At 67.7% G+C, this 21,095-nt stretch carries 18 protein-coding genes; 2 read left to right on the top strand and 16 right to left on the bottom strand.

Annotated features, from left to right (window positions below; translation table 11 throughout):
* Positions 1 to 182: 182 nt before the first annotated feature.
* From ubiE to ACGHX3_RS02525, 5 genes are all read right to left on the bottom strand, one after another.
* Complete coding sequence (ubiE, locus tag ACGHX3_RS02545; RefSeq protein ID WP_313929464.1) at positions 183 to 944, bottom strand: bifunctional demethylmenaquinone methyltransferase/2-methoxy-6-polyprenyl-1,4-benzoquinol methylase UbiE; 762 nt, start codon at positions 942 to 944, stop codon at positions 183 to 185.
* 37 nt (positions 945 to 981) lie between these two features.
* Positions 982 to 2,592 (bottom strand): hypothetical protein, encoded by a 1,611-nt coding sequence (locus ACGHX3_RS02540; protein ID WP_394696296.1) that lies wholly within the window; start codon positions 2,590 to 2,592, stop codon positions 982 to 984.
* Between the two features lie 189 nt (positions 2,593 to 2,781).
* A complete protein-coding gene (locus tag ACGHX3_RS02535) occupies positions 2,782 to 4,440 on the bottom strand; it encodes a hypothetical protein (protein WP_394696295.1) in 1,659 nt (552 codons plus the stop codon).
* A gap of 262 nt (positions 4,441 to 4,702) precedes the next feature.
* Positions 4,703 to 6,259, bottom strand: a complete 1,557-nt coding sequence (locus ACGHX3_RS02530) for a hypothetical protein (protein WP_394696294.1) — start codon at positions 6,257 to 6,259, stop codon at positions 4,703 to 4,705.
* A 330-nt stretch (positions 6,260 to 6,589) separates the two neighbouring features.
* Positions 6,590 to 8,215, bottom strand: a complete 1,626-nt coding sequence (locus tag ACGHX3_RS02525; protein WP_394696293.1) for a hypothetical protein — start codon at positions 8,213 to 8,215, stop codon at positions 6,590 to 6,592.
* 141 nt (positions 8,216 to 8,356) lie between these two features.
* On the opposite strand from ACGHX3_RS02525, the gene ACGHX3_RS02520 reads away from it, so the two are divergent.
* Both ACGHX3_RS02520 and ACGHX3_RS02515 read left to right on the top strand, forming a co-directional pair.
* On the top strand, positions 8,357 to 8,812 hold the full coding sequence (locus ACGHX3_RS02520; RefSeq protein ID WP_394696292.1) for a nucleoside deaminase: 456 nt from the start codon (positions 8,357 to 8,359) through the stop codon (positions 8,810 to 8,812).
* A 49-nt stretch (positions 8,813 to 8,861) separates the two neighbouring features.
* Positions 8,862 to 10,085, top strand: a complete 1,224-nt coding sequence (locus tag ACGHX3_RS02515; RefSeq protein ID WP_313929458.1) for a hypothetical protein — start codon at positions 8,862 to 8,864, stop codon at positions 10,083 to 10,085.
* 18 nt (positions 10,086 to 10,103) lie between these two features.
* Here the strand turns inward: ACGHX3_RS02515 and ACGHX3_RS02510 are convergent, their stop codons facing one another.
* The 11 genes from ACGHX3_RS02510 to ACGHX3_RS02460 all read right to left on the bottom strand — a co-directional run bounded on the left by ACGHX3_RS02510 (position 10,104) and on the right by ACGHX3_RS02460 (position 20,986).
* Positions 10,104 to 10,442, bottom strand: coding sequence for a zinc ribbon domain-containing protein YjdM (locus ACGHX3_RS02510; RefSeq protein ID WP_394696291.1), 339 nt, complete (start codon positions 10,440 to 10,442; stop codon positions 10,104 to 10,106).
* Positions 10,443 to 10,538: 96 nt separating this feature from the next.
* Positions 10,539 to 11,927 carry an ATP-dependent protease ATPase subunit HslU gene (hslU, locus tag ACGHX3_RS02505; RefSeq protein ID WP_394696290.1) on the bottom strand — a complete coding sequence of 463 codons (1,389 nt, stop codon included), beginning with the start codon at positions 11,925 to 11,927 and terminating at the stop codon, positions 10,539 to 10,541.
* Between the two features lie 68 nt (positions 11,928 to 11,995).
* Complete coding sequence (gene hslV, locus ACGHX3_RS02500; RefSeq protein ID WP_056879246.1) at positions 11,996 to 12,547, bottom strand: ATP-dependent protease subunit HslV; 552 nt, start codon at positions 12,545 to 12,547, stop codon at positions 11,996 to 11,998.
* A gap of 185 nt (positions 12,548 to 12,732) precedes the next feature.
* The gene (gene xerC, locus ACGHX3_RS02495; protein WP_394696289.1) at positions 12,733 to 13,611 is read right to left on the bottom strand and encodes a tyrosine recombinase XerC; all 879 of its coding nucleotides are present in this window, start codon (positions 13,609 to 13,611) and stop codon (positions 12,733 to 12,735) included.
* Between the two features lie 136 nt (positions 13,612 to 13,747).
* Entirely contained in the window at positions 13,748 to 14,422 is a 675-nt protein-coding gene (locus ACGHX3_RS02490; RefSeq protein ID WP_162337170.1) for a DUF484 family protein, read from the bottom strand.
* On the bottom strand, positions 14,419 to 15,282 hold the full coding sequence (gene dapF, locus ACGHX3_RS02485) for a diaminopimelate epimerase (protein WP_394696288.1): 864 nt from the start codon (positions 15,280 to 15,282) through the stop codon (positions 14,419 to 14,421). The genes ACGHX3_RS02490 and dapF overlap by 4 nt, the downstream gene beginning before the upstream one ends.
* On the bottom strand, positions 15,275 to 15,484 hold the full coding sequence (locus ACGHX3_RS02480) for a lipoprotein (protein WP_394696287.1): 210 nt from the start codon (positions 15,482 to 15,484) through the stop codon (positions 15,275 to 15,277). The genes dapF and ACGHX3_RS02480 overlap by 8 nt, the downstream gene beginning before the upstream one ends.
* Before the next feature lie 40 nt (positions 15,485 to 15,524).
* The gene (locus tag ACGHX3_RS02475) at positions 15,525 to 15,863 is read right to left on the bottom strand and encodes a YbaN family protein (protein WP_238391190.1); all 339 of its coding nucleotides are present in this window, start codon (positions 15,861 to 15,863) and stop codon (positions 15,525 to 15,527) included.
* A 312-nt stretch (positions 15,864 to 16,175) separates the two neighbouring features.
* Positions 16,176 to 18,347 carry a S9 family peptidase gene (locus ACGHX3_RS02470; RefSeq protein WP_394696286.1) on the bottom strand — a complete coding sequence of 724 codons (2,172 nt, stop codon included), beginning with the start codon at positions 18,345 to 18,347 and terminating at the stop codon, positions 16,176 to 16,178.
* Positions 18,348 to 18,510: 163 nt separating this feature from the next.
* Positions 18,511 to 20,616: a prolyl oligopeptidase family protein gene (locus tag ACGHX3_RS02465; protein ID WP_394696285.1), complete on the bottom strand. Its 2,106-nt coding sequence runs from the start codon at positions 20,614 to 20,616 to the stop codon at positions 18,511 to 18,513.
* Positions 20,617 to 20,692: 76 nt separating this feature from the next.
* The gene (locus ACGHX3_RS02460; protein WP_313927695.1) at positions 20,693 to 20,986 is read right to left on the bottom strand and encodes a hypothetical protein; all 294 of its coding nucleotides are present in this window, start codon (positions 20,984 to 20,986) and stop codon (positions 20,693 to 20,695) included.
* Between the last annotated feature and the right edge of the window lie 109 nt (positions 20,987 to 21,095).

The following is a 21,095-nucleotide window of genomic DNA, read 5'->3' as shown; positions in this document are numbered from 1 at the left end:
TTCCAGTGATACGGGGGAAGTGCCCAGTTTACCGCGCCGGGCGGGGGCTGCCTTGCCCATGCCCCCGGCGGCCGTTCCGTGACCTCTTTGTAGGAGCGCCCCATGGGCGCGATGCTTTTCCATCACCGCGTGCAACAGCATCGCGGGCATGGCCCGCTCCTACATGGGTCTTGGCGCCCTGTTCAGACCTTGTAACCGGTGTGGATGGCCACGATGCCGGCGGACAGGTTCTTGTAGCTGGTCCGGGCGAATCCGGCCGCGTCCATCATGCCCTGCAGCTCGGCCTGCGGCGGGTGCTTGCGGATGCTTTCGGCCAGGTACTGGTAGCTGCCGGCGTCCTGCGCGAACAGCTGGCCCAGCTTCGGCAACACCTTGAACGAGTGGAAGTCGTACACCGGCTTGAACCAGTCGACCGTGACCTCGGAGAACTCCAGCACGCGCGCCTGTCCGCCGACCTTCAGCACGCGGTGCATGTCGCGCAGCGCGGCTTCCTTGTCGGTGACGTTGCGCAGGCCGAAGGCAATGGTGACCAGGTCGAAGCTGGCGTCCGGGAACGGCAGCTTCTCGGCGTTGCACTGCACGTACTCCAGGCCCTGCACCACGCCGCGGTCGGTCATGCGGTCGCGGCCGACCGACAGCATGCCGGCGTTGATGTCGCCCAGCACGATCTGGCCGGTATCGCCCACCCGATCCTTCAACAGCGCGGCGATGTCGCCGGTGCCGCCGGCCAGGTCCAGCACGCGGTCGCCGCGCTTCACCTGGCAGGTGCCGACGAAGTAGCGCTTCCAGACCCGATGGATGCCCAGGCTCATCAGGTCGTTCATCAGGTCGTACTTGCCGGCCACCGAGGTGAAGACCTCGCCGACCAGCTTCTGCTTGTCCTTGGCGGCGACGTCGCGGAAGCCGAAATGGGTGGTGCCGCGTTCGTAGGGGGATTCGCTCATGGCCGGATTATCGCATTACCCACCGGCCGGGGTCCGCTCAGCGCTCGAACGGCGCACAGGCTGGCGATGCCTGCCATCGCCGCGCCGGCAGGCCGCAGACAGGCGCCCTGCGCGGTGGGCCGCCGGGTAGCGCACCGGCGTCCGTCCGCCCCGTGTGCAGCGGGTGCGCGGACGACGTGGGCAGGCTGCGTTCCAGCATGGGGGCAGGCGTGCTCATCACGCGCGGGCGGGGTCCGATCCGCACCCGGAAGCCCGTGGGCGTCGAAGCGACGACCGACACCCAGTGCCGGCCATCCGGCGTGTTCCAGTGCTCGCCCACCTTCAGCATGGAGCCTTCGTTTCCCGACAGGTCGGCCGGCGGCGTGTCGGTGTCCACGCTGTAGGCGGCGCCGTTCCCGGCCACCCGGTGGATGATCACCGCATCGCCCGCCAATGCGGACTCGTAGGTGCCACTGCGACGGCGGGCCTCCAGCGTGTAGGACACGGTGCGGTAGGGATCGGGCTGCGCTTCGCCGCCCAGCACCACCAGTTGCACCTGGTCGGATCCCGCCACACTGCCCGCGTCGAGCACGATCTCGTGGACCGCCTCGTTGTCGAACGGCACGAGCCGCTTGCGCGCCGGCGGCAGCCAGCCCAGGCGGTCGCGCTGGTGCATGCTCAGGTGCTTGGGCAGCAGCCCCAGCACGGGATCGGTGGTGGCGTGGCGCCAGGCGTCGCTCATCAGGTCCCACGGGTTGTCGTGGGTATCGGCGTCGCCGTCCGAATTGTCCGAATGCGGCAATCCGTAACCGTGCCCCATCTCGTGCGCCAGGCTGGCGACATTGTCCGAGGCCCACGGCGGACTCCACGTCGCACGCGTGCAGGCATCCACGCCCTCCAGCAGGCCACAGGCACCGCCTCCCCACGCACGGCCGTCGAGTTCGCCGTTGAACACCAGGTTGATGCCCTGCACGCTGCGGAAATCGACGTCCGCCTCCGCCTGGGCGACGCAGTCGTTGAACAGCCGCGACAGGTCCGCGCGCGGCTTCCCGGCGATGCTCGGGACGTAGTCCGCCCTCGCCGCCGGCAGCGTGTACCAGCCATACGCCGCACTGCCGGCCAGATGGATCGCGCCGTAGGAGACCTCGGACCAGTAATGGCCCAGCTGGCCCGGCGCATCGCCGTACTGCGCCTGGAAGAACGCGCGCGACTTGGGCTCCACCGCGATGTCGGCGAACTTGCACATCAGCGTCACCCAGCGGGTGCCGCCCGTCACGGGGGCCGCCATCGCGATGCGGCCCCCCGCCTCGCGCACGGTCGCGCGCTGCGGCAGGCGTCCCACCGGCACGATGGCCTCGATGACCGGGTCGGAGGAGACGCTCTTGCGCGGCACGTACGACACCGCCACGCGCCGGTTCGACAGTGCGGCAAGATCGCCCGCGGCACGCAGGGCCTCGACCTCGTCCAGCCGGTAGCGCAGGCCCGGGCCGAGATCCAGCCACGCCTCAAACACGGGCGGCGTCGCCGGATGGCCGGGCGGTGCGGCGCGCGCATCGCCCCAGCGAAGCTGCAGTGTGCCCTGCACAATGTCGCCCTCCAGGGCGTGCGCCGGCGCACAGCAAACGCCCACCAGCGCCACGACGCCTGCCAGCGCCCGACGGGTGGTCATTCCTGCAGTTCGTCGCATCCATCCCACGGCGGCCTCCATGTCGTGACATCACGTTCACGACTAAGGCTTTATCGCGATCCGGCGCCGAAGGCGGAAACCGGGAGCGGGATCGATGTCGTCCCGTGTCCGGTTCCACGCAGCAGCGCACGTTCCGGACGCCACCTACCACCGCTGACGGCCTCCAGGCGGTCAGCGGACCAGCAGCGCGCACACCATCGGCAGCCTGAGCACGCGCGGCACGGCTTCACAGCCGCGCGATCGCCGCACCGGAGGCGGTGCGCTGCGCGCGACGACCGGCGGCGGTGGCGCCCCGACCGCCACGCCCGCGCGCTGCGCCGTGCCGCCCTGCAGCAGGGCGGGCGTCGGCGCACTCATCGCGCGCGTGCGAGGACCGACCCGCACCACGAAGCCGCGTGCCGTTTCCGACACCACCTGGACCCAGTGGCGCTCGTCAGGCGTGCTCCACTGTTCGCCCACCTTCAGCATGGAGCCTTCATTGCCGGAGAAATCCGCCGCGGGCGTGTCCGTGTCGACACTGCGGGCGATGCCGTAGTCCTCGATCCGATGGATGATCACCGCATCGCCCGCCAGCGCGGACTCGTAGACCCCTTGCCTGCGGCGCGCCTCCAGCGTGTAGACCACCGTCCTGTACGGATCGGGTTGCGTGGGCATCGCCAGCACCAGCATCTGCGTGCCGCCGGCGTCGCCCGGGCCGGCCGCGTCGAGCACGATCTCGTGCGTGTCGCGGTTGTCCGCGGCGACGGTGCGCTTCTGGCCGGGCGCCAACCATCCAAGGCGATCCCGCTGGTACATGTTCAGGTACTTGGGCAGCAGCCCGTAGGTGGCGTCGGCGGCGGCCCTGCGCCAGGCGTCGCTCATCAGGTCCCAGGGATTGTCGTAGGTGTCGGCATCGCCGTCGGAATTGTCCGAATGCGGCAGGCCGTAGCCGTGTCCCATCTCGTGCGCAAGCGGCGCCAGGTTGTTGAACGACCACGGTGGATTCCATGTCGCACGCGTGCATGCGTAGGCACCGTCCAGCGTGGAGCAGGCACCGCCACCCCATGCGCTGCCATCCAGCTCGGCGTTGAACATCAGGTTGACGCCCTGCACGCCACTGAAGTCGACCGCGGCGTCGGCCAGCGCGGTGCAATCGGCGAACAGCAGCGACAGGTCCGCGCGCGGCCGGCCGTTGACGGTCGCGACATAGGCGGACCGCGGCTTCGGCAACGTGTACCAGCCATGCGCGCTGCTGCCATCCAGGTCGATGGCCCCCTGCGAGACTTCGGACCAGTAGTGGCCCAACTGTCCCGGCGCGTTGCCGTACTGAGACTGGAAATACGCGCGCGGCTTCTGCTCGGCGGCCATGTCGGCGAACTTGCACATCAGCGTGACCCAGCGCGTGCTGCCCACCATCGGCGCCGCGGCCATCACGCGTCCGTCCTGCCCCGCCGCCAATGCGCGCTGCGGCACGCGATCCGCGGGGACGATGGCGCTGATCACCGGTTCGGCCGGGGCTGCCGACATCACCTTGCCCGCGGACGCGGTGTTCGCCCGCATGCCGTAGGACACCGCGACGCGCCGGTTCGCCAGCGCGTACAGGTCGCCGGCCGCACGCTTGGCCTGCGCCGCGTCCAGCCGATGGCGGCGGCCGGGGCCGGCATCCAGCCACGCTTCGAACTGCGCGGGCGGTGAAGCGCCACCTTTTGTCGCATGCGGCGCATCGCCCCACCGCAGCTGGAGCACGCCCTGCACGATCTCGTCCGCACGCGCCTCCACCGCCGCCAGGCAAGCGAACAGGCAAGCCGCCAGCGCGACCGCGCGTCGCGCGGCCTTCTTGTCCAAGCCCATGATGTGCTCCGAGTGCGCGCAGTGCCGCGCGACTACTCGGGACATCGCCAAGACGCGCCGAATGCGGCAAGCGGATCGGCATTTCCGGCGACGACATTCCGTTTCTGGAATGGAGGTCGATCTTCGCCTGCGCTGCCTTGCGCATTCCTTCGCGACGAATACGAATGCAGTCGTGTCCGCACAAGCACCGCGTTGTCACTCGTGAATGCGATTACATCGACACTCCACGCACGCCCACATCAATGCATCGCGGCCGCCACGGTCACCGTTCGAGCCATACGCACACCGGCGCCAGCCTCAGCAACGAAGGCAGGGCGTCGCAACCGCGACGGCGCACGGACTGCGGACGGGCGGCGGGTGTGGGCGCCGAGGGACGCGGCGTGGCGGGCGACGACGAAGCCACCTGCGTCGGACGCTCGAGCACCGGTGCCGGCGAACTCATCGACCGCTGCCGGGGACCGACGCGCACCACGAATCCCTGTGCGGTGGCGGACACCACTTCCACCCAGTGCAGTTCGTCCGGCGTGTTCCAGCGCCCCCCGACCTTCAGCATCGAGCCTTCGTTGCTCGAGAAATTCGCCGCCGGCGTATCGCGATCGACGCTGTACGCGATGCCGTAGTCCTCGAGCCTGTGGATGATCACCGCGTCGCCGGCCAGGTTCGCTTCGTACGTGCCGGTGCGCCGGCGCGCTTCCAGCGTGTAGATCACGGTCTTGTACGGATCGGGCTGCGCCGGCAGGGCGAGCACCACCAGCTGCGTGTTGGCCGTTTTCAGCACGCTGCCCGCATCGAGCACGAACTCCTGCGTCTCGCGGTTGTCCGCCGCCACGACGCGCTTGCGCGACGCCGGCAGCCAGCCTAGGCGCTCGCGCTGGTACATGTTCGGATGCTTCGGCAGCAGGCCGTAGGTGGCATCGGTGGTCGCGTTGCGCCACGCGTCGCTCATCACGTCCCACGGATTGTCGTAGGTATCGCTGTCGCCGTCGGAGTTGTTGGAGTGCGGCAGTCCGTAGCCATGGCCCATCTCGTGCGCCAGTGGCGCCAGATTGGCGAACGACCAGGGCGGGCTCCAGGTCACGCGCGTGCAGGTGTAGGTGCCGTCCAGCGTGGTGCAGGCACCGCCGCCCCACGCATTGCCGTCGAGTTCGCCGTTGAACATCAGGTTGACGCCCTGGATGCCCGCGAAATCGACGTCGGCGTCGGCGGCCGCCGCGCAATCGGCGAACAGCTCCGACAGCTGCGCCTTCTGCTTGCCGTTGACATCCGCCAGATAGGCCGCGCGCGGCTTCGGCAGCGTGTACCAGCCGTGCGCGGAACTGCCCGCCAGGTTGATCTGCCCGTAGGAGACCTCGGACCAGTAGTGGCCCAGCTGCCCCGGCGCGTTGCCGTACTGGTCCTGGAAGAAACTGCGCGGCTTCTGCTCGGTCGCGATGTCGGCGAACTTGCACATCAGCGTGACCCAGCGCGTGGCGCCGAGCACCGGCGCGGACGCCATCACGCGTCCGTCCGCTCCCCTCGCGAGTGCGCGTTGCGGCAGCCGGTCCGTCGGCACGATGGCGCTGATCACCGGCAATGCGCCCGATGCGGCCATGACCTTCGACGACGCAGCCACGGTCGCGCGCGTGTCGTACGACACCGCAATGCGGCGGTTGGCGAGGGCATACAGGTCGCCTGCCGCGCGCTGCGCCTGCGCCACGTCCAGCGCCACGCGACGACCGGGCCCCATGTCGAGCCAGGCGTCCAGATGCGGCTGCGCCTGCATGCGCCCGGGCTGCGCGCGCGGAGGATCCGCCCACTGCAGCTGCAATGTTCCCTGCACCACCGTTTCCGCCTTCGCATGAAGGACTGGAAGGATGCATGCCCATACCGACATTCCAACGACGAAGAGCGCCCGAACGCTCCTGCGTCGCGTGTCGGCTGATCCGTGTCTGACCACGCGCGACCCCGTTTGCAACCGGCGGGTCGAGATGACGCCGCCATGGCCGGGGTGTCGGCAGGACGCGGACGCTCTTGAGGGCCTTCAGGCGCGAATCGCACCGGATGTTCCGAACTGCGATGCAGGTCAGGAATCGACAGCGAACATCATCGTTTTACGCCCCGACAACGCGCACTTGCACGATGTCGGGGCACGTAGGGACATCCCCTACATTCAGCGCTCGCGGATCGCGCAGGCGATGGCAGGCGAACGCATGCCACCAGCGACGCAGCGCGTGACCGCCGGCGTACGTTCGCGCGTGCCGCCAGAGGCTGGTTGCGCAGCCGGCAATGCGAGGGAAGACGGCGCCACCGCGTCCGGTTTCAGGCGTGGCGGCAAGGGTGTGCTCATCACGCGCGCCGGCCCGACCGTCAGCACGAACCCGGTCGCCGTCTGCGCCTTGACGGTCACCAGGTGCGAGGCTTCGGGCGTCATCCAGCGCTCGCCCACCTTGAACATCGATCCTTCGTTGTTCGAACGGTTCGCGGGCGGCACGTCGGCATCGATGCTGTAGGCGGTCCCGGACCGTTCGACCTTGTGGATGATCACCGCATTGCCGGCCAGGTTGCCTTCGTACGTACCCTCGCGCTTCCGTGCCTCCAGCGTGTACACCACGGTGGCGTAGGGATCGGCCTGCGGCGACATCGAGAGCACCAGCATCTGCACGTTCGTCGAGCCCGCCAGGTGCGCGTAGTCCAGCGTGATGTCGCGCGTCGTCCTGTCGGCGAGCGCCACGATCTGCTGCCGCGGCGCATCCACCCAGCTCAGGCGGTGGCGCTGGAAGATGTTGATGTGCTTCGGACGCGTGCCGTAGGTGGTGTCGCCGACCGCGTTCGACCAGCTGTCGCTCATCACGTCCCACGGGTTGTCGTAGGTATCGTCGTCGCCATCGGAATTGTCCGAGTGCGGCAGGCCGTAACCGTGTCCCATCTCGTGCGCGAGCGGGGCGAGGTTGCCGAACGACCACGGCGGGTTCCACGTAACGCGCTTGCACAGGCGCGCGCCGCGCACCGTGGCGCAGCTCTGTCCACCCCAGGCATAGCCGTCCAGGTTGCCGTTGAACATCATGTTGATGCCCACCGGCGCGGTCAGGTCGACGGTGTCCGGCGCGGCCGACGCGCAGTCGGCGAACAGCTTGTTGAGGTCCGCCTTGTCCTTGCCATCCACGGTCGTGACATACGTGGAGCGCGGACTGGGCAGCGTGTACCAGCCATGCGCGGTGCTGCCGGTCAGGTTGATCTTGTTGTACGACACTTCGCGCCAGTAATGACCGAGCTGGCCGACGCCTTCGCCGTACTGGGACTGGAAGAACGCCAGGTCCTTCTGCTCGTCCGCGAGGTCGCTGAACTTGCACATCAGCGTCACCCAGCGTGTGGTGCCGCTGATCGGTGCAGCCGCCATCACGCGGGCATTGGCGGCATGCGCGGGTGCGGATTGCGTCACGCGATCGACAGGCACGATGGCCTCGATAGCCGGCATGGATGACATGACGCGTCCCGCGGGCGCGAAGGCCACGGCAACGCGGCGATTGGCCAGCACGTACAGATCGCCCGCCGCCAGCTTCGCCTGCGCGGGATCGAGGCGGATACGGGTGCCGTCGTCCTTCAGCAGCGAGGCGTTGAACTGCGGCGCACGCCGTGGCTGTCCCTTCGCAACCGGTGGCGGATCGCCCCATTCCAGATGCAGCAACCCTTGTTCAATGGCCTGCGCGCGCGCGTCCGTCGCCGACGACATCGCACACATCACCAGTACCGCCACCGCCCACGCGCGGCACGGCGGCGCCTTGGCATCCTTCCCCATGATCTCCGACTCCCCAGGTTCCGGTGCGCCTTCCGCACCGCGTCCTGCGTTCTAACCGCTCGCCGGCGCATGCGCCGTGAGTGGTATCACATTCTCCACGTGTGGGATGCTGCATGCCTGACACCAACGGCCTTCCACCGCATGAGCACGTCCATCGACTACCGCGCCCTCCTCCAGACCGCCATCGCCGAAGCCCGGCAGGGACTCGCGGAGGGCGGCATCCCCATCGGCGCCGCGCTCTACCACCAGGACGGGCGCCTGCTCGGCTGCGGCCACAACCGCCGCGTGCAGGAAGGCGACCCCTCCGTGCACGGCGAGACCGACGCCTTCCGCAAGGCCGGCCGCCAGCGCCGCTACCGCGACACGATCATGGTCACCACGCTGGCGCCCTGCTGGTACTGCAGCGGGCTGGTGCGCCAGTTCAACATCGGCACCGTGGTGGTCGGCGAATCGGTGACGTTCCAGGGCGGCATCGACTGGCTGCGCGAATCCGGCGTCGAGGTCATCGACCTGCACGACCAGGAATGCATCGACCTGCTCGGCGGCTACATCCGCGCCAATCCCGAGGTGTGGAACGAGGATATCGGCGAGGACTAGCCCGCTGCCCGCGCCTGCGCCCTCCCCGCCCGCCCCTGAAAGGACTCCCATGACCCGTCTTTCCATGCTGCTCGGTGCGCTGCTCGCTGTCGTACTCGTCCTTGCGCCAGGCAGCGCCCGCGCCCAGGACGGTGCCGCCGAGGTCAAGGTATTGCTGGTCTTCCCGCAGACGCCCACGCCATCCAAGGTGTACTTCGCGACCGATGGCGAGTTCACCCGCGGGCTGCTGATTCCCTTCGCGGCGATCGCCAACAGCGCCAACCTGCGCAGACGCAGCGATACGCTGGGTGCGCAGCTCGATGCCACGCTGGCAGGATACGACCGGTACGCTGTCCTCGGCGACGCTCTGCGCAGGAGTTTCGGCCAGCGCTCGCCGATGTTCACGGTCGAAGCCACGACCGACGCCGCCCGCTTCCTGCCCGGCGAGAAACTGGGGACGGCGGCCGCGCAGGCGGGCTTCCGGTACGTCATCACCATCGAAGAAGTTTTCAGCGGTTTGTCGATGCTCAACCTGATGGCGACCCGGAGCGACGACGTCGCGCCGATGGCGACCATCCGCTACCGCGTGTACGAGACCGGCGGGCGCAAGCAGGTGCTGAAGGGCGTCGCCGCACAGAACGGGATGACCAAGCGGCATATCGACCAGGCTCCCGGCGACCGTGCGCTGTTCGTCGATGCGTATCCGCAGATGGCCCAGGGCATCGCCACGCAGCTCGTGGGCAACCTGTTTCGCACCGACACGCTGCACGCGATGGCGGCCTCGATCGGGCGCGGCGGCGAAGTGCCCAAGGTGTCCACGGTCCTCAAGCAGAACGAGGATCGCTTCGCCTATGCGTTCAAGCCGGCCGACGGCTGGAAGCACACGAAGATGAACACCCGCTACGCCCACGTCCTCGAGCCGCGGACCGATCTGCGTTACAGGATGGGCATGCGGTTCGAAGTCGACCTGCTTGTGCCGGAGTTCGGGCAGCCCGTGGACAACCTGGACGACTATCTCCCCCCGATGCTGGAGCGCCTGGGCGACGCCGGCGTGGACGTGGCCACGTTCGCTCCCTTCGATGGCATCGAAGCGCCCGGCTACCGGGTGTACTCGCACGCGGTCGGCGACAAGGGTGGCCGCAATCTGCTGATGATGCGGATGCTCGACACGGACATGCTGGAGCTGGTCACCGTCGTGGTGACCGAAGACTTCGACGCACTGTATCCGCAGCATCGCGCCGTCATTGAGCAGAACCTCTCCACCACCCGGCTCAAGGTGGCGGGCGCCCGCTGAGGCCCAGCGGGCGGCAGGTCAGGCCTTGCGCACGAACTCCGACTTGAGCTTCATCGCGCCGATGCCGTCGATCTTGCAGTCGATATCATGGTCGCCATCGACCAGGCGGATGTTCTTGACCTTGGTGCCGACCTTCACCACCAGCGACGAGCCCTTGACCTTCAGGTCCTTGATGACGGTGACGGTGTCGCCATCCTGCAGCAGGTTGCCGTTGGCATCCTTGATGACGCGCTCATCGTCGCCGGTAGCTTGCGAATCGGCCGACCACTCGTGTCCGCACTCCGGACAGACCAGCTGGGCGCCGTCCTCGTAGGTGTAGGCGGAGGCGCATTGCGGGCAGGGAGGCAGCGTACTCATACGGGTGAAAGCGTCTTGCGGAACGAGGTGCGATTGTAACCGACGCCCCGCCGCGACCCGGAAACGAAGAACCCGCCTTGCGGCGGGTTCGTGGCGTCACAGGATGTAACGGCTCAGGTCCGGATCCTGCACCAGTTCGCCCAGGTGCGCATCGACGTAGGCGCGGTCGATGGTGATGCTCTGGCCGTCGCGATCCGGCGCTTCATAGCTCAGCGTGTCCAGCAGGCGTTCCAGCACGGTATGCAGGCGGCGGGCACCGATGTTCTCCTGGCGCTCGTTGACCAGCGCGGCGATCTCGGCGAGGCGATCCACCGCATCGTCGGTGAAGCGCAGCGACACGCCTTCCGTCTTCATCAGTTCGACATACTGCTTCGTCAGCGCGGCCTTCGGTTCGGTGAGGATGCGGATGAAGTCCTCCTTGCTCAGCGCCGACAGTTCCACACGGATCGGGAAGCGACCCTGCAGCTCCGGGATCAGGTCGCTGGGCTTGGCCAGGTGGAACGCGCCCGAGGCGATGAACAGGATGTGGTCGGTCTTCACCGTGCCGTACTTGGTCGACACGTTGCTGCCCTCGACCAGCGGCAACAGGTCGCGCTGCACGCCCTCGCGGCTGACGTCGGCACCGCTCATGGTGCCGCTGCGCTTGGCGACCTTGTCGATCTCGTCGATGAAGACGATGCCGTGCTGTTCGCAGGCTTCGATGGCCGCGGCGCGGATGTCGTCCTCGTTGACCAGCTTGGCGGCTTCCTCCTCGATCAATTGCGGGCGGGCGGCCTTGATGGTCACGGTGCGCTTGTGCGTCTTCTGCCCGCCGAGGTTGGAGAACATCTGCCGCAGCTGCTGGCCCATTTCCTCCATGCCGGGTGGCGTCATGATGTCGACGCCGACGTTGGCGGCCAGTTCCAGTTCGATCTCGCGGTCGTCCAGGTCGCCGTTGCGCAGCTGGCGACGCAGCTTCTGGCGGGTCTCCGATTCCTTCGACGAGGGTTCGGCACCGATGTCGACCGTGGTGGTGTTCGCGCCGAAGCCGAAGCCGTTGCCGCCTGCGGCATCGCGTCGCGGCAGCAGCGCATCGAGGATGCGGTCCTCGGCGCGCTCCTCGGCCTGCGTGCGCATGCGCGCCTTGGCCTGTTCGCGGTACATCTTCACCGCGGTGTCGGCCAGGTCACGGACGATCTGCTCGACGTCCTTGCCCACGTAGCCGACCTCGGTGAAGCGCGTGGCTTCCACCTTCACGAACGGCGCGTTGGCCAGCGTCGCCAGCCGGCGCGCGATTTCGGTCTTGCCGACGCCGGTGGGGCCGATCAGCAGGATGTTCTTGGGCATCACTTCATTGCGCAGCCCGGCATCGAGCTGCATGCGGCGCCAGCGGTTGCGCAGCGCGATGGCGACCGCGCGCTTGGCGGCGTGCTGGCCGACGATATGGCGGTCGAGTTCCTGCACGATCTCGCGCGGCGTCATGGTGGACGAGGTGTTTTCGGTCATGGCGTGATGTTCTGTAGGAGGGCTTCAGCCCCGACCCTGACGGCCGGAGCGGGATGGCGGTCGGAGCCTCAGAGCTCTTCGACCACCACGTTGCGATTGGTGTAGATGCAGATGTCGCCGGCGATGTTCAGCGACTCGACCGCGATGGACTTTGCGTCCAGCTCGGTATGCGCGAGCAGCGCGCGCGCCGCGGATAGGGCGTAGGAACCACCGGAACCGATGGCGATGATGCCGTCCTCCGGCTCGATGACATCCCCCGTACCGCTGATGATCAGCGAGGTTTCCTTGTCGGCGACCGCGAGCAGTGCTTCGAGCTTGCCCAAGCGGCGTTCGGTGCGCCAATCCTTCGCAAGTTCGACCGCAGCACGCGTCAGCTGGCCGTGCTTCTCGAGCTTGGCTTCGAACAGTTCGAACAGCGTGAAGGCATCGGCCGCGGCGCCGGCAAAACCTGCCAGCACCTGGCCGTCGCGACCGAGCCGGCGCACCTTGCGCGCGTTGCCCTTCATCACCGTGTGGCCCAACGTCACCTGGCCGTCGCCGGCAACGGCGACATGGCCGTTGCGGCGCACGGACAGGATGGTGGTGGCGTGGAAAACGTTGGGATTCTGGCTGGGGTCCATGGAGGCCTCCGGGGTGTTCCCCCAGAGGTGGGGACGCCGGTGCCCGGTTCAAGCATGACCTTTGGGAGAACGCTCCGAACACCGACCGTAGGCTGGGATGCAGCGCAGTGGAATCCCAGCAACCCCGCGATATCGAGCGCCACACGCTGGGATTGCGCGTTGCTTCATCCCAGCCTACGGCTTCCCTATTTCTTTCGCTTCGCTCTGGGATGCGCGGCGTCGTAGACCTTGGCCAGGTGCTGGAAATCCAGGTGCGTGTAGATCTGCGTGGTGGCGATGTCGGCATGGCCGAGCAGTTCCTGCACGCCGCGCAGGTCGCCGGACGACTCCAGGATATGGCTGGCGAAACTGTGCCGCAGCATGTGCGGATGCACGTGCTTGAACAGGCCCTGCCGTTGCGCGAGCTGCTTGATGCGGATCTGCACGGCGCGCTGCGAGATGGGACCCTCGCCACGGCCGGGGAACACGAACGCGTCGTTGCCGGCGGGTTTTTCCTGTCGCCATTCCGCCAATGCGTTGCGCGCGTGCGAACCGACCGGCACCTTGCGTTCCTTGTTGCCCTTGCCGAGCACGGTGACCATGCCGCCGGTCATGTCGAGGTCGCGCCAGCGCAACGCGCACAGCTCGCTCAGGCGCAGGCCGGAGGAATAGAACAGTTCCAGCAACGCGCGATCACGCTTGCCCAGCGGCGCATCGACCGGCACCTCGACCAGCCTGACGGCCTCGTCCGCATCCAGCACCTGCGGCAACTTGCGCGGTGCCTTGGGCGCGCGAAGCGCGGCGGCAGGACTGGCAGCGACGCGGCCGTGCCTCAGCAGCCACTGGTAATAGCTGCGGCACGCGGACAGGCGCCGTTGCAGGCTCTTCGGCGACAGGCCGCGCCGATGTTCGCTGGCGACGAAGCTGCGCAGCTGTTCCGCCTGCATGTCGGCAAGATCGGCGATGCCCTGTGCCTGCGTCCATTCGGTCAGCGCGGCGAGGTCACGGCGATAGGCATCCAGCGTGTGCGCGGAGACGCGGCGTTCGACCTCAAGATGGGCAAGGAAGTCGGCGACTGCGTACATTCCGGTGATCCGTCATTCCGGCGAAAGCCGGAATCCATGTTGCCGTTGCGTTTGTCTTGATCGGCCCATCGGAAAGACAAGAGCGAAATGGATTCCGGCTTTCGCCGGAATGACGGCCGGAAGCGTCGGCCCGCGCTCAACCATCGAACCGCTTCAGCGCCGTCACCAGCGTATCGCCCATCATGCGCAGGAACAGCGTGCCCATGCCGGGGTAGAAGCGGTTGCCGTCGCGGCTGCCGACGGCGACCAGACCGATGCCCGGCAGCGGCAGCAAGGCCGACGACGCCACGTCCTCGGCACGCGCCCCGTACAGCAGCACGTGCTTCTCCGGCTGCAGGCGGCCGCAGATCGGCTCGCCGTCGCGCAGGCAGTCGCGAAACGGCGCCATGTGCGGGTTGTCCGCCGGGATGACCTGCAACCACTCGCTTTCCTCCAGCCCGGCCACCGGCTGCAGCAGCACGATGCTGACGCGGTCGCCATTGAAGTCCTCGGCCAGCGAGGCGGCCATCGCACGCACGGTGTCGGCGGCAGTGCCCTGCTTCATCAGCGTCAGCGCCAGCTGGTGCGTGCGGACGGCCAGGCGTTCGTTCTCCTGCGCATTGGCGAACAGGTCGGTGAGGCGGCGCGACAGTTCGCGGTTCTTGTCGCGCAGCACTTCCAGCTGGTAGCTGGCCAGCGACGCCGTGGGGCCATCATCGCGCGGCACCACCAGGCTCAGGGCCAGGTCCGGGAACTGCTTCAGGAAGGTCGGGTGCCGTCGCAGCCACGCCGCGACGTCGTGGGCGCCCAGTTTTTCCAGTGTCTCGCTCATGCTTTCCATTCCCCTTCGAATACGAATGCCGCCGGCCCCGACATGATGACCGGCGCGTCGTCGGACGGCCAGCGGATCCGCAACTCGCCCCCCGGCAGCGCGATGGCCACGTCGCGATCGACCCGGCCGCGGCGGATCAGCACCGCCGCCGCGGCGCAGGCGCCGCTGCCGCAGGCCAGCGTCTCGCCCACGCCGCGCTCGTACACGCGCAGGCGGACGCGGTCGCGCGCGACGACCTCGGCGAAGCCGACGTTGACGGATTCCGGGAAATGCCGCGAGCGCTGCAGCAGCGGGCCGTAGTGCCGTACCGGCGCGGCGTCGACCGAAGGCACTTCGATGACGGCGTGCGGATTGCCCATCGACACCGCACCGAAACGCAGCCGCAGACCTTCGTCCACGTCCGCATCGTATTCGGCACGCACCTGCTCGAAGCCATGCATCGGAATGCGGGCGGGCACGAACTCCGGCACGCCCATGGCGATGGCATAGCGGTCGGCGCCGATCCGTTCGACCGCGTGCGTAGCGAGTGGACTGTCGACATCGAACGTATCGTCGCTCGCTGCGCCATCCCGCACCAGCCAGGCCGCCACGCAGCGCGCACCGTTGCCACACTGCTGCGAGGGCGAGCCGTCGGAATTCCAGATGCGGTAGGCCGCGGTCGAACCGGCGCTGCGCGGCCGCTCGATGGTCAGGATCTGGTCGCAGCCGACACCGCGGTGACGATCGGCCAGCGCGGCGGCGAGCGCGGCATCCGGCGGCGGCAGGCCATCGCGCAGATCGAGCACGACGAAGTCGTTGCCGGCGCCGTGCATCTTGGTGAACCGCATCGCCGTGGACCGCGCGTGCGGAAACTCAGCCATTCCCGCCGGTGGCGGGCACCGTCGCGGGATCGACCGGCGGCTCGGCGGGAACGCTGTCGGTCGCGGGCGGTGCCGGCTCCGCCGGCGTCACCGGCGCCTCTTCGACCGGCTTCTCCGGCATGAACAGCGGGCCCTTGGCACCGCAGGCGGACAGGACCGCCATGACGGCGGCAGCGAGGACAAGACGGACGTTCCGGTTCATGCCGCGAGTATAGCCACAGCGGGATGAATGCGATGGCCGTTCACCCCGCGCGCGGCGGTTCGGGACGTCGCCACAACCAGGCGGCGACCACGGCCATGCAGGCGATCGGCAGCGCCACCATCCACCAGCGGTGCGAAGCGGTCCACAGCATCAGCGCGACCAGGATCGCCGCGCTGGCAAGCATCGTCCACGTCGCGGCCCACTTGGCCCGTCGCGAGACGGCACGATGCAGATGCCAGTCATGGATCATCGGCCCGAAGCGCGGATGGGTGACCAGGTACCGATGCAGCCGCTCGGAGCCCCGCGACGCGGCATAGGCGGCGACCAGGATGAAGACCGTGGTCGGCAGGCCGGGGACGAACACGCCCACGATGCCCATGCCGAGGCTGGCGTACGCCAGCAGCCACCACGCCCAGCGGAAGCGCACCGGGTGCGCGTCGGGCAGGTCACGCGGCGGCGGCGGCGGCGGCTCGTGCACGTCGACCTTGTACCCCAAATCGGCGACGGACGGCGCGAATACCATCCGCGCCGATCTTGCGACCGCACCCCACCCTGCCATGACCCTCACCCGCCCGCGCCGACTCTTCCGGGTTATCGGCGGTGACCTGCATCTACTGAAGCCCCCGGGTCCGCGATCCGGAAACGGAAAGAGCCGGGTTTCCCCGGCTCTCCCTGTTCACGCACGACGCGGTTACTTCGACGCCACGCCCAACTGGTCCAGCATGAAGGCGTACATTTCCGCACGCTCGCGGTACTGGCGGAAACGGCCCGACTTGCCGCCGTGGCCCGCTTCCATGTTGGTGCGGAACACGATGGTGTTCTTGCTCGTGTTCAGGTCGCGCAGGCGGGCGACGTACTTGGCCGGCTCCCAGTACTGCACCTGCGAATCCCACAGCCCGGTGCCGACGAACATCGCCGGGTAGGCCTTGGCCTGCAGATTGTCGTAGGGCGAGTACTTCAGGATGTAGTCGTAGTAGCCCTTCTCTTCCGGGTTGCCCCACTCGTCGTACTCGTTGGTGGTCAGCGGGATGCTGGGGTCGAGCATGGTGGTGACCACGTCGACGAACGGCACCAGGGTCAGGATGACCTTGTACTTCTCCGGCGCCATGTTCGACACCGCACCCATCAACAGGCCACCGGCGCTGCCGCCCATCGCGGCGACGCGATCCTTGGCCGCATAACCTTCCTTCACCAGGTAATCGGTGACGTCAATGAAGTCGGTGAAGGTGTTGATCTTGTTGTACAGCTTGCCGTCGTCGTACCAGGTACGGCCCATTTCCTGGCCGCCGCGGATGTGCGCCAGCGCATACACCACGCCGCGGTCCAGCAGGCTGATGTTGGTGATGCTGAAGTTCGGGTCCATCGACGAGCCGTAGCTGCCATAGGCGTACTGCAGCATCGGCGCCTTGCCGTCGCGGGCGACGTCCTTGCGGTACACCAGCGTCACCGGGATCTTCGTCTTGCCGTCGCGGGCCGGCGCCCACACGCGCTCGGTCACGTACTTCGAGGCGTCGTAGCCCGGCACCGGCTGCTGCTTCAACTGGCGGCGCTCGCCGGTCTTGGTGTTGATCTCGTAGGTCGTGGCCGGCGTGGTCATCGACGTGTAGCTGTAGCGGACCCAGTCGGTGCCGGTCTCGGGATTCGCGGACAGGCCCATCGAGTACGCAGGCTCGTCGGCCTTGATGTCCTCGCTGCTGCCGTCGGCCTTGATCACGCGCAGGCTCTCCAGCGCGTTGGCGCGCTCGGACACCACGCTGAAGCCGTCGAACAGCTCGATGCCCTCGACGAACACGTCGTCGCGGTGCGCGATCCAGTCCTTCCAGTCCTTGCGCGAAGTCGAACCGGTCGGCGCGGTGACGACCTTGAAATTGGTGGCGCCGTCGGCATTGGTGCGGATCACCCAGCGGCCGCCCAGATGATCGGCCTGGTACTCGACGTCGCGCTCGCGCGGCGCCAGCACGGTGAACACACCCGGGCTGGCGGCCGGCGTGCAGCGCATCTCCGAGGACACGGTGCTTTCCACGCCGATGCAGATGAATTCATCGTCGCGGGTGCGGCCGATGCCCATGTAGAAGCTGTCGTCTTCCTCTTCGTAGACCAGCTTGTCGTCGCTGGCCGGGGTACCCAGCACGTGCGACTTCACCCGCTTGCTGAGCAGGGTTTCCGGATCCTTGTCCACGTAGAACAGCGTGCTGCCGTCGTTGGACCAGACCAGGTTCGGTTCGGCATTGGTCACGGTATCCGGCAGGATCTCGCCGGTGTCCAGGTTCTTGAAGCGGATCGTGTACTGGCGGCGGCCGTTGGTGTCGTCGGCATAGGCGAGCAGGCGGTTGTCCTGGCTGACCTCGTAGTCGCCGACACTGTAGAAGAGCTTGTCACCCGCCAGCGCATTGACGTCCAGCAGCACCTGCTCGCCGGCGAAGTCGCCGGCCGCGTTCGCCGCCTGGATCGACACTGCGTCCACGCCCGGGCCATCCTTGCGACGCGCATGCACCGGGTAGTCCTTGCCGGTCACGAAGCGCGCGTAGTACCACCAGCCGCGCTCGCGGTAGGGCACGCTGGCATCGTCCTGCTTGATGCGCGCGACGACTTCGTTGTAGAGCTTGTCCTCCAGCGGCTTCAGCGGTGCCATCACCGTGTCGGTGTACTTATTCTCGGCCTCGAGATAGGCGAGCATCTCCTTGTTCTCGCGCTTGTCGTCGCGCAGCCAGTAGTACTCGTCATTGCGCTCGGCGCCATGCGGCGCCTTGACGACGTGCGGCTTCTTGGCCACGTCGGGCGGGGTGGCGGTGGCGGCGAAAGCGGAGGTGATCGGCGTGCTCATCAGGACGGTCGCGGCAAGCAGGAGGGAAGTCGTCTTCATGGATGGGGTCCGGGAATGCGGGATGCAATGCGTCGGGATAGGCCCCCTCCCCCGCATGCGGGGAAGGGTTGGGGTGGGGGCGAGCGACTCCGTTTGACGTCGGCGCTGCTCCCATCCGCCCTTCGGGCACCTTCCCCCGCATGCGGGGGAAGGGAGCCAACACTTACTTCGACAGCTGCTGCCAGAGGAACGTATAGGCCAGCGCGCTCATGTGCGCGGCCTGGGCGTTGTTCGCCGCACCGCCGTGGCCGCCCTCGATGTTCTCGTAGTAGCGCACGTCCTTGCCGGCATCCAGCATCATCGCCGCCATCTTGCGGGCATGGCCTGGGTGCACGCGGTCGTCGCGCGTCGAGGTCATGAACAGCGTCGGCGGATAGTCCTTCTTGGCATCGAACAGGTGGTACGGCGAGAAGGTCTTGATGAATTCCCAGTCGGCCGTGTCGGGGTTGCCGTACTCGGCCATCCACGACGCACCGGCCAGCAGGTGGCTGTAGCGCTTCATGTCGAGCAGCGGCACCTGCACCACCACGGCGCCGAAAAGCTCCGGATACTGCGTCAGCATGTTGCCGGTCAGCAGGCCACCGTTGCTGCCGCCCTGGATGCCCAGGTGCTTGGGCGAGGTGATCTTGCGGGCGATCAGGTCCTGCGCGACCGCCGCGAAGTCTTCATAGGCCTTGTGGCGATTGGCCTTCAGCGCCGCCTGGTGCCAGCGCGGGCCGTATTCGCCGCCGCCGCGGATGTTGGCGACCGCGTAGACGCCGCCCTTCTCCAGCCAGCCCTTGCCGACGCCACCGGAATAGCCCGGCGTCATCGAGATCTCGAAGCCACCGTAGCCGTACAGCAGGGTCGGCGTTTTGCCGTCGTACTTCAGGCCTTCCGGGCGCACCAGGAAGTACGGGATCTTGGTGCCGTCCTTCGAGGTGGCGAAGTGCTGCTCGATCTTCTTGCCGGCCGCGTCGAAGAACGCCGGCATCGACTTCAGCTGTTCCGGCTGCTGGCCCAGCTCGACCAGCGACAGCGTGGTCGGGGTGAGATAGTCGGTGACCGTCATCCACACCGCGTCGCTATCGTCGCTGTCGACCGCGCTGACGCTGACCGTGCCGAAGCTGGGGGCGCCGACGAACGCGCTGCGCTTCCAGCCGGTGGCCGACGGCGTCAGCACGCTGAGCTTGTTCTTGACATCGTCCAGCACATTCAGCACGACGTGGCTCTTGGTCACGGACATGCCAGCGAGCGAAGTGGTCTGGGTCGGCTCGAACAGCACGTCGAACGTGCGCTTGCCGGCCATGAAGTCGTCGAACTTCGCGGCGAGCAGCGAGCCCGCGGCGTAGGTCTTGCCGCCGACGGTCCACGGTTCGCGCAGCTCCAGCGTCAGCCACTCGCGGAACGCGCCCTTGTTGGCCGAGTTCGGCGCATCGATCTTGGTAAGCGTGCCGTCCTTGCCGCGCAGGTACATCTCGTCGTTGTAGAAGGCCAGCGTGCGGCTGACGAAATCGCGCTGGAAGCCCGGCGTGTCGTCGTGGTACGCCGCGATGTACATGTCGTCCGGCTTGCCTTCGTAGACCACCTTGGCGCTGTCCAGCGGCGTGCCGCGCTTCCATTCCTTGACGATGCGCGGGTAACCGGAGCTGGTCATGCTGCCGGCGCCGAAGTCGGTGTAGACGTAGACGGTATCGGCGTCCTTCCAGCCCAGGCCGCCCTTGGCCTCGGGACGGTAGAAGCCGTCGGCCAGGAATTTCTTGTTGACCAGGTCGAACTCGCGGGTCTCATCCGCGTCCGCGCCGCCGCGCGACAGCGCGATCAGGCAGCGGGTGTAGTCGGGCTTGCGGCAGTCGGCGCCGTGCCAGACCCAGTTCTTGCCTTCGGCCTTGTTCAGCGCGTCCAGGTCCAGGACGGTTTCCCACTGCGGCTGCGGCTTGCGGTACTCGGCGAGCGTGGTGCGGCGCCACAGGCCACGCTCGTGCTGCTTGTCCTTCCAGAAGTTGTAGTAGTGGTCGCCGATCTTCTGCACGCCGGGGATCTTGGCGTCGGAGTCGAGGATGGCGCGGATGTCCGCTTCCAACTGCTTGAAGGCAGGCGTCGACGCGATCTCGGCCTCGGCCTTGGCGTTGACGCCCTTCACCCAGTCGAGTTGCTTCTGGCCCTCGACGTCCTCCAGCCAGGCATACGGGTCGTCGGACACGTCAGCGCCCCTGGCGTGAGCGGGTACCGACAGCGCGCCGGCAACGGCGAAGCCTGCCGCCAGGCAGGCATGGGCGAGTTTTGACATCGGACGGGGCTCCGGAGGTGCAGTTCATGAACATGTCACGCTAGCACAAGGCCCGGAGGCCACCCCCTGCCGAAGGTCAGGCCGCCCTCGGGAGGCGCCGCGCCTGCGGTCCACGGCGCCGCCGTTCGATACGCGTTGCGGCGGCCCGGCCGGGCACCCTGAACCGGTGCAGCGCCCACCAGGCCGCCGCCGGCATGCCGACCAGCCAGAGCGGCAGCCATCCCAGCGTGTCGGTGCTGGCGCGCGCCAGGGGCACCAGCAGCACCAGCGCCAGGCCGGTCAGCACGGCGCGCCGGAGCAGGCGATCCAGGGCGGCATCGGGCCGGTCGGATGACGGCGCGGCGGACGAAGCGGGCGAAAGGAAGAACATGGCGGCGCACTCCTGTGAGGTGATGTCGACTGGACGTCACAGTGGCGCACGCGCATCTCACCGATTGCGACATCAGCGGTTAACATCTCCATCGCATCCTGATGGCTAG

This window comes from Pseudoxanthomonas japonensis (genome assembly GCF_043632995.1).
In the GTDB taxonomy this organism is placed as follows: domain Bacteria; phylum Pseudomonadota; class Gammaproteobacteria; order Xanthomonadales; family Xanthomonadaceae; genus Pseudoxanthomonas_A; species Pseudoxanthomonas_A japonensis.
Note: the sequence above shows the minus strand (reverse complement) of the source record. Positions and strands in the feature narration are given on the sequence as shown.